This window comes from Rheinheimera muenzenbergensis, from assembly GCF_036984005.1.
In the GTDB taxonomy this organism is placed as follows: domain Bacteria; phylum Pseudomonadota; class Gammaproteobacteria; order Enterobacterales; family Alteromonadaceae; genus Alishewanella; species Alishewanella muenzenbergensis.
On sequence record NZ_JALAAR010000004.1, the window covers coordinates 144,256 to 157,038 of the forward strand.

At 49.3% G+C, this 12,783-nt stretch carries 13 protein-coding genes; 3 read left to right on the plus strand and 10 right to left on the minus strand.

All coding sequences use genetic code 11. The features are described 5' to 3' along the window. Positions 1-28: 28 nt before the first annotated feature. Positions 29-1,036, plus strand: coding sequence for a pectinesterase family protein (locus MN202_RS06265; protein WP_335735240.1), 1,008 nt, complete (start codon positions 29-31; stop codon positions 1,034-1,036). Beyond that, positions 1,033-1,782, plus strand: a complete 750-nt coding sequence (locus tag MN202_RS06270; protein WP_335735241.1) for a rhamnogalacturonan acetylesterase — start codon at positions 1,033-1,035, stop codon at positions 1,780-1,782. The genes MN202_RS06265 and MN202_RS06270 overlap by 4 nt, the downstream gene beginning before the upstream one ends. A gap of 21 nt (positions 1,783-1,803) precedes the next feature. On the opposite strand, the gene MN202_RS06275 is transcribed toward MN202_RS06270, so the two are convergent. Further along, positions 1,804-4,041: a bifunctional diguanylate cyclase/phosphodiesterase gene (locus tag MN202_RS06275; protein ID WP_335735242.1), complete on the minus strand. Its 2,238-nt coding sequence runs from the start codon at positions 4,039-4,041 to the stop codon at positions 1,804-1,806. A gap of 166 nt (positions 4,042-4,207) precedes the next feature. Between MN202_RS06275 and MN202_RS06280 the strand changes: the two genes are divergently transcribed. Continuing rightward, the gene (locus MN202_RS06280; RefSeq protein WP_335735243.1) at positions 4,208-5,101 is read left to right on the plus strand and encodes a TIGR03899 family protein; all 894 of its coding nucleotides are present in this window, start codon (positions 4,208-4,210) and stop codon (positions 5,099-5,101) included. Here the strand turns inward: MN202_RS06280 and MN202_RS06285 are convergent. The 9 genes from MN202_RS06285 to MN202_RS06325 form a co-directional block, all read right to left on the minus strand. Continuing rightward, entirely contained in the window at positions 5,066-7,171 is a 2,106-nt protein-coding gene (locus tag MN202_RS06285; RefSeq protein WP_335735244.1) for a response regulator, read from the minus strand. The genes MN202_RS06280 and MN202_RS06285 overlap by 36 nt on opposite strands. A gap of 181 nt (positions 7,172-7,352) precedes the next feature. Next, positions 7,353-8,111, minus strand: coding sequence for a TIGR04219 family outer membrane beta-barrel protein (locus tag MN202_RS06290; RefSeq protein ID WP_335735245.1), 759 nt, complete (start codon positions 8,109-8,111; stop codon positions 7,353-7,355). A gap of 8 nt (positions 8,112-8,119) precedes the next feature. Next, complete coding sequence (locus MN202_RS06295) at positions 8,120-9,097, minus strand: DUF2333 family protein (protein WP_335735246.1); 978 nt, start codon at positions 9,095-9,097, stop codon at positions 8,120-8,122. 9 nt (positions 9,098-9,106) lie between these two features. Next, positions 9,107-9,532, minus strand: a complete 426-nt coding sequence (locus tag MN202_RS06300) for a copper chaperone PCu(A)C (RefSeq protein ID WP_335735247.1) — start codon at positions 9,530-9,532, stop codon at positions 9,107-9,109. A 92-nt stretch (positions 9,533-9,624) separates the two neighbouring features. Beyond that, positions 9,625-9,822, minus strand: coding sequence for a PspC domain-containing protein (locus MN202_RS06305; protein WP_335735248.1), 198 nt, complete (start codon positions 9,820-9,822; stop codon positions 9,625-9,627). 235 nt (positions 9,823-10,057) lie between these two features. Then, complete coding sequence (locus MN202_RS06310; protein WP_335735249.1) at positions 10,058-10,318, minus strand: hypothetical protein; 261 nt, start codon at positions 10,316-10,318, stop codon at positions 10,058-10,060. Between the two features lie 171 nt (positions 10,319-10,489). Further along, entirely contained in the window at positions 10,490-11,488 is a 999-nt protein-coding gene (gene dusA, locus MN202_RS06315) for a tRNA dihydrouridine(20/20a) synthase DusA (protein ID WP_335735250.1), read from the minus strand. Continuing rightward, complete coding sequence (gene speD / locus MN202_RS06320; protein ID WP_335735251.1) at positions 11,489-12,295, minus strand: adenosylmethionine decarboxylase; 807 nt, start codon at positions 12,293-12,295, stop codon at positions 11,489-11,491. 56 nt (positions 12,296-12,351) lie between these two features. Further along, a complete protein-coding gene (locus MN202_RS06325; protein ID WP_335735252.1) occupies positions 12,352-12,777 on the minus strand; it encodes an OsmC family protein in 426 nt (141 codons plus the stop codon). Positions 12,778-12,783: the final 6 nt, after the last annotated feature.

Genomic DNA, 12,783 nt, shown 5'->3' on the forward strand with positions numbered 1-12,783 from the left:
GGTCCCGGCTTTTTTTGGAATCAAAAATATGCAAAAAACCTTGCTGTTCTGCATTCTGCTGCTGTTTATCAGCACAGCCAGCTGCGCCAATATCATTCGCTTACAGGTTGCGCAAAACGGTGACGCGCCGTTTCGCAGTATTCAGCAGGCGATTAACAGCCTGCCCGACAACGATGCGCAGGCCATTATTCAGATTGGCCCCGGTGTCTATACCGAGAAGATTTACCTGACCCGCAATAACGTCGCACTGATTGGCGCCGGAATGGATAACACCGAAATCCGCGTAGCAGAGCTTAGAAGCAACTGGTTAAAGCAGCATCCCAGCGATTGGGGCGCGGCTGTGGTAAATATCCGCGCCAGCGACATCGCACTGCTGAATATCAGCATAGTTAACAGCTATGGCGAGCAGACCGGTGACAACGAACATCAATTCGCTGTACGCGGCTTCGAGCAGGCCACGCGCATTATCACCGCTAATTGCCGCATTATTGCCGGCGGGGCCGACACCCTAAGCCTGTGGAATAAAACTGACGGTATGTATTACCACGACAACTGTTACTTTGAAGGCCATACCGATATGGTGTGCCCGCGTGGTTGGGCGTTTTTCAGTAATTCTACCTTTATTAATAAAAAGGCCTACGCCACGCTGTGGCATGACGGCGAGCTAAATGAGCAGCAAAAAATGGTGGTGCGCGACTCACACTTTGACGGCGTGCCGGGCTTTATGCTGGGGCGGCGCCACTATGACGCGCAGTTTTATCTGATTAATAACCGGTACAGCAGCAATATGGCCGACAAGCCGATTTTCCGCCACACCTACCCGGCCGAGCCAGAACGCAACCGGGCTAATGTCTGGGGCGACAGGTATTACTTTAGCCATGCTGATAGCCGGCAGATACTATATCCGTGGCTGCAAAGCCACTTACCTGCAAAACTAGAGCCAGAGCAGATCACCGCAAAATGGACCTTTGCCGGCCGCTGGGACCCGGAACAACAGCTACAACGGCTATTACAACAACTAGAGGCGTATCAATGAAAGCACTATTTTTACTGGGCTTAAGTTTGCTGCTACCCACTCAGGCTGCAGAGCCGCCACCGTTAACCCTGCACCTGGTTGGCGATTCGACCATGTCAGATAAAACCAACCTGGCCTACCCCGAGCGCGGTTGGGGCCAGCTATTACCGCAATTTTTACTACCGCAATTGACGGTTATCAATCACGCCGCCAATGGCCGCAGTACCCGGCGCTTTCTTAATGAAGGCCGCTGGCAGTTATTACTAAGTGAACTGGCCGAAGGTGACTATGTGTTGATCCAGTTTGGGCATAATGACTCCAAACAATCCGATCCGGCGCGCTTTGCCGCAGCCGACAGCGATTATCAGACGTTTTTAAACCAATTTATTACCGATGTGCGTAAGCGGGGAGCCACGCCTATGCTGGTCAGCTCAATTTGCCGGCGTAATTTTGCTGCAGATGGCCGCCTTAAGCGTGATTTAGCCGCTTATGCCCAGGCCGCAGCTCAGGTAGCGGCTACAGCTGGTGTTAGTTTTTTTGATTTACAGCAGCTAAGTTGTGATTTCTGGCAACAATTGGGCACAGATGGCAGCCAGCCTTACTTTATTCAGGTGCCAGCCGGGCTATATCAAAAGTTTCCCGATGGCAAAACCGACAATACCCACCTTACTTTGCAGGGTGCTACTAAGGTTGCTCAGTTCTTTGTCGCGGAGTTAGCGCGCCAGCAACATCCACTGGCGCGCTATGTGTATCGGCAGCTGCTGTAGTTTAAGCAGGCCGGGATGAGCTTAACCCTGGCCTGGCTTCGCTGCGGATTGCTGTAGATACTGCAGTAAGTCAGCAGGCGGCATAGGTTTGGCATACATAAAGCCCTGAACCTCATCACAGCCCATTGCCAGTATGGCTTTTTCCTGCGCTGCAGTCTCAACGCCTTCGGCAATAGTAGACAGATTAAGCCGCTTACCCAGACTGATAATGGTCTCAGCAATAACCTCACCGGCAGCCTGATCGATATCACGGATAAACGCCCGATCGACTTTAATTCTATCCAACGGCAACTGCTGTAAGTAGCTTAACGATGAAAAGCCAATACCAAAGTCATCGATCGCCACCTTAATGCCAAAACTCTTCAGCTTTTGCAGCGCTTCAATCACTATTTTCGGCTCATCCATCACCACCGACTCGGTAATTTCCAATTCCAGCAATTCAGGCTTGATCTGATACCGGCCCACACAGTCGATAACAGACTGCACAAAACCCTGATTACGAAACTGTGGCATTGACACATTCACAGCAATGCGCAAACCACTAAAACCTTGTTTTTCAAGCTGTTTAATTTGCAGACAGGCCTGCTCCAGTACCCAACTACCAATTTCAACAATCAGGCCGGAATACTCCGCCAACGGGATAAAGATTGCCGGCGACACATACTGGCCATCCCCCTGCGGCCAGCGCAGCAATGCCTCCATGCCAACAACCTGTTTGGTCTGCAAGGATATTTGTGGCTGATACCACAATTGTAACTGGCCCTGGGCAAAATCCTGTCGCAACATACGCAACATTGCCAGACGCTCGGCCATTTCATCTTCCATATCAGCCTGATAGTACTGATAATTCTGGCCATAATGTTTTTTCGCTTTATTAAGCGCAATATAAACATGTTTTAGAATGGTAAGCCCCTGCTCAGCCGTATCGGTTAAGCGGCACAAACCAAAGGTGGCATTAACCTGCAACGCATGTTCTGAAGCTTGGAAGGGCTCAGCAAATACGTCCTGCAGACGTTCCGGCGTCAGCTCATGCTCAGGCCCGACCAAGCCAAACACATCGGCACCAATTCGCCCCAGTTGCGCACAGGCACCAAATTGTTCGATCAGACGATAGGTAACGGCTATCAGCAGTTCATTACCAACATCCTGGCCTAAACCGTCATTTACATCAGAAAAATGATCGATATCAATCAGTACAGCGACACTGTGCAGCGCTTCGTAACGTCTGGTGTCCTGCAGTATCTGGATAAACTCATTGCGGTTAGGGGTTTTGGTCAGCGGGTCGATGTAGGCTGCGTGTTTTAACTGCTGAAACAAGGTAACGTTTTCATAACCAATAGAGATGTTGCTGAGAAAGACCTCTATCAGCTGCCGGTCTAAATCTTCAATTGGCCGGTTGGTTTCGATATACACCGCTGCGCAATGTTTATCGTTACCCAGGTACAACACTGTATCCTGATCGGTAAACAGGTGCTGGCGGCTATGCAGACATTTGGTGATCTGACTGACAATACGCTGATTGTCCAGACGATCCAGCTGACACTTAATATAGGGGGCATAGTGCCCGGCGGCACCTAACACATAGATGTTGTCGCTGGTACTGCCGTCGTCTTCAATTTGCGCACACAGCACACCTTCGGCATGCAGGCCAATCAACGACGAGATTTGCGTGACGACACCTTCGGAAAACTCATGCAATGAGTGTTGCTCAAGCAAATTGGCGCCGGCATTGATAATCTTTTGCAAACCGCGCCGGCTTTGATTGATAGTACGAATTTGCTGGTATGAGCGCAGCGAGGCAATGATTGACGTAACCAACTTGCTGCGGGTCAGCTCGGTTTTGGTTTTATAATCATTGATGTCGTATTCTTTAATAACGCTTTCTTCCGGCGCATAGCCCGGCTGGCCGGTACGCAGTACTATGCGAACTTCATCCATCTGCAACTGATCACGAATTTGCTGCACCACCAACAAACCAGCGTCATCCGATTCCATAACAACATCAAGTAACACCAGGGCAGTATTAGGATGCTGGCTGAGAAAGGCAATGGCTTCAGCGCCGGAATAGGCATGATGAAACACCAGCTGCTTGCCCAATACGGTTAAGTCGCTTAACGCCAGCTTGGTTACGGTATGAATTTCTTCATCGTCATCGACGATTAACAGATGCCATTCACCCAGCTTGTGTCCTTCACCGGATTCGGCCGGCTCGTCTTCTGCTAAAAACAGAAAATCTTCATCTGTTTCCTTTGACACCATTGCTCTGCCTTTTCTTAATCATTCCGTTTAAATATACATGCTTAATGCATATTAGCGTAAGGTATAACATATTTTATTTTGCGCAAAGTATAATCATCTGCTTGCTGCTAACTGCACTCAGATGCCAAGATAGCAACTAACCCGACTCCAGGCTGTTGTTTAAATTATGACAAAAATCAGCTCCTTATCCGGACAACAACGCTTACGCCAGCTGGCCAGAAGCCAATTGGGTACTGCGGTGCGCATTGAAGAAGTCAGCCAGACAAAAGCCGACACCGGCGATGCCAGCCCCTTTGCCGATAAACACCAACAACTGGCGGCAAGATCCGGCGCCGGCATCAACCAAACCGGCCTGTCGTTAGCAGAGCGGGCAGACCGGCGTTTATTGATGCAAAAGGAGCGGCAACAGCTTAATTTGGAAAGAATTATACTTCTGGCTCAGGATTACTGCCCGGAGCAGGTTTCCACACAGGAAGTCGACCCTGACTGGTTTCAGCAGTACTGTCAGTTGGTACTGGATGTATCCAATGGCAACATGCAGCAATTGTGGGCCAAAATACTGGCTGGCGAAATTGCCAGCCCGGGAAAATTCTCGCTAAAAACACTGCATGCCCTTAAACGCATGAGCTACAAAGAAGCCATAGCGTTGCAACAGGCAGCCAATCTTAGCTGTCGTAGTAAGCAGGATCCCAGCGGCAGAATTTACTTTGGCTATATTCGCCGGCCATCACTTTGGCAATGGCTGACCGGCCGCGGCAGAGCCGTACTAAACCTGAGCCAGTTTGGTTTATCCTACCCACAAATTCTCAGCCTGACAGATATTGGTTTACTGCATAGTGCCGAAATTGAAACCGGTGAGCTAGCGTCGGGCCTTAGCCTGAACTGGCAATATCAACAGCAGTTACTCAGCGGCAAAGTCACTAAGAATGTTGTGCTGCAATATTACAAATACACGGCCAGCGGTGCAGAGTTATTACCCCTACTTAGTGTGCAGCCCAATCAGGCATACCTGCAGGCGATAAAACTACTCCTGGCTGACGTTATCGAGTTTAACCTTTGAACACCAATACATAATTTGTTCCAGCTTGGTGGCATCAAGTGGTTTTAAAATCACGTCGTTCATACCTGCGTGTTTAAAGGTAGCAATTTCCTGCTCCAGTGCATGAGCGGTAAAAGCCAGGATCGGCAATTGCTGATAGCCCGGCAACTGACGCAATTGCATAGCAACATCAATACCACTGATATCCGGCAGTTGGATATCCAGCAGCACTATATCAAAGCGCTGTTGCCGGCATAGCTGCAGTGCGTCATTACCCGAGGCTGCAGTAACCAGCCGCACTGGTTGCGACTGCAGTAACACTCTGACAAAGGCCAGATTAGTTGGATTGTCGTCCACAACCAGCAACTGCGGTAGCTCTGATTGCCGGTCTAAAGCAGCCAAATGCTGCAGACAAAAGGCCGCAGGCTGGATTGTCTGCTTTAATGTTTCCTGCCAAATGCCTTGCTCGGCTACTCTGGCATAAAACAGACAAGGTCCATTGACGACGCTATCTGCTAACAACTGCTGCCACTGCAGCAACTCGGCCGGTTCCGGCAAAAAGATCAGTGTCAGATCATAATTATGCTGCTTACTTTTGCGCCGCAATTCTGCGATATCGGCACAGCTAACCACGTTCTGAGCCACAGTATTTAAACTATGAACCCGCTCTGGCAACAAGGCACTATTGTCAAACAGTAACAGATGCTGAAACTGGCGGCTGGCCACTTCTGTCAGGTTAACCGGCAACTCCAGCGTCAACGTGCTGCCAAGACCTTCCAGCGACTGCACCGACATACTGGCCGCACACTGCTGACGTACGGCGATAATGCAGCCTATATCAGCTTCGTGCCACTGCAACGGCTTAACGTCAGCGGCATTAAGCAACTGCACTACTCTGGCCGGAATACCATTGCCATTACAGGTAACACTGATTTGTAGCATCGCCTGGGCATCACCGCCTAAGCCTAACCGCAGCACCAACTCTGATGCAGCCGACACTCTGGCAGTTAATTGCAACAGTGCCACCAGCAGCATATGCAACTGTGTTTCAGCCAGCTCAATCTGATGCGCCGCCAAACCGTCAGATTCAATGATCTGTAAGTCTATGCGCTGCGCCACCAGTCGGTGCTGCACAGTGGCGACAGCGGCGGCAACTAATTTAGTTAACTGCAACGGTTTGGCCTCGTCGCAGGCAATATTGTGCTCCAGGCACAGTAAATTGGTCAGGCCGGTTAAGGCACTTTGCAACTGCTCGGCTTCCATATCAGCGCTATGTTGGCTTAGTTGGCGTAGGTTTGTCAGACGTAGCTTCAGCAATTGCTGTAAACGCTGGCGGTCTTGCTGCAAGTCGGTCAGCTGCTGCTGTAGTTGCTGGCGACGACTTTCTTCCTGCGTACAGCGTAACGCCATTTGTTTCAATTCTGCTTTGGCCTGCAGGCCTGAGCTATCGTACTGCACCGCAAATTCATTCAACGCCTGCTTTAGCGGCGACAACTCAGGTACCAGCTCCTCATCAATGCGAATACCAAGCTGCCCCTGGCGTAGCTGCGATAACTTATGGGTTAGTAAACTAACATCCGTATGCTGGCGCGAAGCGGCCTGCTGTAACGTGTTGTGTAGCGCCTTTAACACCATCAGGCCGATAAACCCCACTATCAGCAGCGGTATCAGCCAGTCCGTATAAGACAGTTGATAAGCCACCAGCAACAGTAAATAGGCCCGTTCCTGCTCCGAAGCCGGTGGTTGCTTGTTACTGAGGCTGTCAGTCAGAGGTTGCTGCACCAGCCATTGCTGGCCGTACCGTTGGATAGCAAAGGCCGTTACGGCCTGCTCTGGCTTAAAGCTGAACAAAGTGTCAGCCGAATCTGTCGCTGCCAGAAGGCGGTGCTGCTGATCGTAAATTGCCATAGCGGTGATAGGCAGCGCACTGACGTAGCGCAGATGATTTAACTGCGCCTGCACCAAAGCCTGATCACGATTTTTCAATAACGGCACTACGCCTAACTGCACCGTACCGGCAAATTGTTGCAGCTGCGCTTGTTGCTGAGTTGTCCTGTCATAGTAATGCCAGCAGCCGGTGAACAATGCCATGACAATGACAGCGATTAACCAGAACCTGGTTAACTGTCTGAAAGAATTTAGCAAAATGAAACCTGAACAAAGCCGGAATGTTTCAACTATAAAACGAATTGTTCAGGGTCTCAAGGAGGTTAGTGTGCAATAACAACTGGCACATTATAAAAACCTGCGCCAGCCGTTACTACAAAATGGTTTAGAAATGGATTTCAATACCGGCGAAAACACCGTTAAACGTTAGATCTGCATACAGATCGTCAACATCATCCAGACGCATATTCACTGCGCGATAGCCCAGCTTTAACGTTGTATCAAGCACCAGATTGTCCATAAAAGCATAGCTTATGCCGGCTTGGCCATCATACACCCGGCTGCCATCGTAAGACACTATGCTGCCGCCGGCAAAAAATTCCAACCCGGTTAAAGGTAAGCCGACAGCCGCAGAAGTGTAAAGCATAGGGATAATTTGAGAGATATTCTGCCGCACTGACATACCATCAGCTGCAGTTTCTGTAACTAATACATGTCCTTTTATGTGTTTGGCATTAATGCCCAAATCCAGACTCAGCAAACTGTTGTCAAACAGTTCATAGTACAGCACATAGTCGGTATTGCTCAGTTCAAGCTGATTACTTACCTCAGTGTTGCTGGCAAAGGTTGCACCAGCCAAAGTAAAGCCGGCACTGATATCGCTTATTCCGGCTGACGTCAGTTGATTACGCTGTAACCGCACATTCGGCAATAGCGGCAGTGGATGTTCTAAAGTCAGATAGTAGGATGTTTGTGTTTTATCGTTAAAATTAAAACTCTGCCGCATATCTGTTGCGGCAAAACTGCCTTCTGCCGACGATTGCCACGCATCAGCGCCTAAATAAATGCCAAGCAAAGTATCTGCCTGAGCCGTGCCTGCCAGCAGCACAGTGCTCAGCGATAAAAGCAATGCTGTTTTTTTCATGCCCGTGTTTACCCTTGTGTTAATAATTCAGATAGGTCAATTAATGCAGCATTGGCACGCGAAATGTAGTTCGCCATTACCAAGCTATGATTCGCCATTAAGCCAAAGCCACTGCCGTTAAGGATCATCGGACTCCAAATCGCCTGTTGCGTGGCTTCCAGTTCACGAATGATCTGCTGCAAACTTACCATGGCATTTTTGCGCTGCAACACATCGGCAAAGTCCTGCTCAACGGCTTTTAAGAAATGCAGCAAAGCCCAACTGGCACCACGCGCCTCATAGAATTCGTCGTCCAGTTTCCACCAGCTGGTTTTTACCAAACGTTGGCCGGGTACATCTGTTGATTGTCTGGCACCTGCATCGCCGGCTAAATCGGTATTTAGCCGGTCCTGGCCAACACTGGCACTTAAGCGCTGCGAATAACTGCCAAGACGCTTTTCTACCGCTTTTAACCAGTCACGCAGGTTATCGGCGCGGGCGTAAAACTGACTGTCGGGCCGGGATGGTTCCAGCAGCTCTTGCCGGTAAAGGTATAACTGCGCTATAGCCTTACGATATTCTGCTTCGGCACTGGGAATAGCCCAGCTGCGGTGATCAATATTAAACATCGGCTGTGCGACTTTAAGGTACGGATTTTCTGTCGACTGTGACTGCGACCGGCTTAAATCTTTCCGCAGCGCCAGCGCCAAATCACGTGACATCTCCAGCGCCCCCAGCTCCCAGGCCGGCATGTTGTCTAACAAACTAAAGGGCGGCAAAATGTCATTTGACAGGTAGCCACCGCTTTTGTCTAACAAGGTCTCACTGACACGGATTAGAGCAGTAGTGGTAGCATAGCCGACAACGGCTTTGTCGGCCGGTTGCAGTTGGCTCTGCGGGTTCGCCTCTGGTAGCAGATCAGGTTCACGGCTAACCCACCAGCCAGTGATGTACAGCAACACCAGCAACACTAATACCGCTGCACTCAGCAGTTTCGTATTAAACATAAGTTTTCCTTATCGTTTTGGCATTGCAACCACAGGCACGTCAACCGACAGCTTTTCGCCATCGGCAAACATCAGGGTCAAGGGTACAGACTGGCCAGGCTCCAGCGCTGATGCGGGTTCAAATAACATCAGGTGTAAACCACCCGGAGCCAGGGTTACCGATCCCTTGGCTGGAATAGTGATAGCACTGACCTGTTCCATCCGCATCATACCATCGCGATGGCTATGCTGGTGTAATTCGGCCCGGCCAAAAGATGCGCTGCTGGCGCCAACCAGCTGCAGCTCCGCCGCGGTATGATTATGTAATGTCAGGTAACCAGCCGTGACAGTTCGCCCTGGCATTGGCTGACGGATCTGTGCCTCTGCAATACTGATATTTTCTGCCGCCGCAAGCTGGGAGGCAGTCAACAAAACCGCTGCGATGAAAGCGCGCATCTGGTATCTCCTTGTAAGTTATTGCCTTATCTTACACCAGTTTTACCCGCTTCACAGCCTGAAACCCTAAACCGCTATCGCGCACCTGTGCCTTAACGGTCTGGTAAAACAACAGCCGCCACCAGATAAGCCACTATTGTTGCTATAGGAAACATCAGTAACAGCGCAACCGCCAATATACGTATCAGCCAGCGTGGCTGCTGATAGTAACCGGCAACACCGGCACAGACTCCGCTAACTTTGCGAAACGCCCTGGCACAGTACCAGCGATCGGTATCATAGCTCGCCATCTTCACACTCCTGCATAACGTTAATTTTACTGCTGCGTTTTACCAGTAGCAGCAGGCAACTGAACACGGCAAAGGTTAAAATTTCTGTACTGGCCCAGTGCATAATACCTCCTGTTACAGTTGATCACGTATGCCGGCGATTGCAGCAAGCCATTGCCACAACAGCATCACCGGGATCAGGCTAAGCACCGGGCTTAAATACATAACAAACAACCAGCCTGTTGAAAACATCATGTTATTCAGCCACCTGAACTACTTGGGTTTGCGACGCTAATAGCTGTGATGCATCCTGTTCAGCTTGCAGGCGGGCCTTAATGTCAATAACAGTATGCAGCATGCTTAAATGGGCCTGTTGTGCCACCTTGGCTTTTTCTGCTGCGACGTGCTGCGCTGTTGCTGCTTGCAACTCTGCGCTCAGCTCGCCGGCATGGCCAGCAGAACAAAATACCGCACTGGCCAGTAAAGTGGTGGCAGACAGTAAAGTTAGCGTTTTCATTATCAGCTCCTTGAAATAAATTAGTGTTAACTACCACCAAGGTATTTCAAGCTCTGTGCCAACCATAAAAACAAATGTAAGACATTGAAACTAAATAACAAATAAAAAAGGCACTTACAGTTAACTGCAAGCGCCTTTTTTATAAAACTAAAATGTAGTGAGTTTAACTAACTAATTAGTCAAATTATCAAGCGGCTTAATTAATGCCAGTGCCTGTAACATTAACTCTGGTGTTGCATCAGCCAAATGGCCTTTTTCACTAAGTAAACGCCGCCATTGCCGTGCACCGGGCACGCCCTGGAACAAGCCCAGCATATGCCGGGCAATATGCCAAAACCTGGCGCCTTGCTGCATTTGCCGTTCGATGTAAGGTAACATCTGCTGCACAACTTGTTGTGGCGTCAGTGGCAGTGCAGTACTGCCATAAATCAACGCATCAACTTCGCTAAGTAGCAAAGGGTTACTGTAAGCTTCACGCCCTACCATCACGCCATCAAGGTATTGCAACTGTTCGCGCGCCTGTTGCAGCGTTTTTATGCCACCATTAATGCTGATATCAAGCTGCGGAAAATCCTGCTTTAACTGATAGACTCGCTGATAATTCAGCGGTGGCACTTCACGATTTTCTTTCGGGCTTAAGCCTTTTAGCCAGGCTTTACGGGCATGAATGATCAGCTGTTGACAGCCGGCATCGGCTACAGCGGCGACAAAGTCCTGCAAAAACTGATAGTCATCAGAATCGTCAATACCGATACGGGTTTTTACTGTCACCGGAATATCTACCGCATCCTGCATGGCTTTAATGCAGTCGGCCACCAGCTGTGGTTGGGCCATCAGGCAAGCGCCGAACATGCCGTTTTGCACCCGGTCTGACGGGCAGCCGACATTAATATTCACCGCATCATAGCCACGCTGCTGTGCCAGTTTGGCGCAGTGTGCCATATCAACCGGGTTAGAGCCGCCCAATTGCAATACCAGTGGGTGCTCTTCTTCATTGAAAGCTAAATAGTCACCACTGCCATGAATAATGGCGCCGGTGGTGACCATTTCGGTATACAACACCGCATGCTGGCTAAGCAAACGGTGAAAATAGCGGCAATGCTTATCTGTCCAATCGAGCATTGGCGCTATAGAAAACCGGTGCCCTAACAGTACCGCGTTATTTTTCAACTACTTCATATCCGGCAGGTTGCGGCCATAGAAAATCTCGCGCATTTCACGGAACACTTTCTTGCTTATGACCTTTTGCTCTTCTGCAGTCATTGAGTCGGTTCCCATACCAAACAGGTAGTTGTTTAAATCTGCCTCTTTTAACATCATCTTGGTATGAAACAGGTTTTCCTGATACACGTTAACGTCAATCATCTGGAAAGCACGTTTCGTATCTTCGTCCATAAAGTTCTGAATAGAGGTAATCGGATGATCGATATAATGTTTGGTGCCGCTGATGTCACGGGTAAAACCCCGAACGCGGTAATCGACCGTAACAATGTCAGATTCGAAACTGTGAATTAAGAAGTTCAGCGCTTTCAGTGGCGATATAATACCGCAGGTAGACACCTCAATATCGGCACGGAAAGTACAGATACCATCGTGTGGGTGCACTTCCGGATAGGTATGCACACAAATATGGCTTTTATCCAAATGAGCTACAACCGCATCAGGCCGTGGTCCCGGGTTTTCTGAGTTGTCCGGATCTACCAGCACTGGCTCTTCGCTAACAAGGATAGTTACGCTGGCCCCCTGTGGATCATAATCTTGCCGCGCAACGTTAAGGATATTGGCACCGATAATGTCGGTCACTTCAGTCAGTATATCGGTTAGGCGATCAGCATTGTACTGCTCGTCGATATATTCGATATACTCTTGCCGGTGCTGCTCAGTTTTGGCATAACAAATGTCATAAAGACTGAAACTCAGACTTTTCGTCAGATTATTAAAGCCATGTAGTTTCAATTTTTCAAATGGTTTAACCAATTACATTGTCTCCGCTAATAACCGCTCACCGGTTGTCACTAACTAAATAACAGTTGCTATGCTGTTGTACTAAGCTGTGCCGCCTTCACACTAAAAGAGTGAGACACCTTAACACTGCCGGACAACATGATAGACACTGAACAATATTTATCTGCTGACAGCTTAACTGCCCGTTCTACCTGCTTGTCACTTAAATCGATACCGGTAACAACAAAATGCAGGTGTATGCTGGTAAATACTTTAGGTACGCTGTCTGCGCGCTCGCCGCTTAATTGCACTTCACAATCAAGTACTTGCTGACGGGCTTTCTTTAAAATACTCACCACATCCACCGAAGAGCAGGCGCCAGCTGCCATCAGCACCATTTCCATCGGGCTGGGTGCACTGCTGTTGTCTTTGTTACCATCAAACACGACGCTGTGGCCACTGCCGGAGGTACCAATAAAGGTATTGTCGTTGTGCCAGCTGACTTTTGCCTGCATTACCCT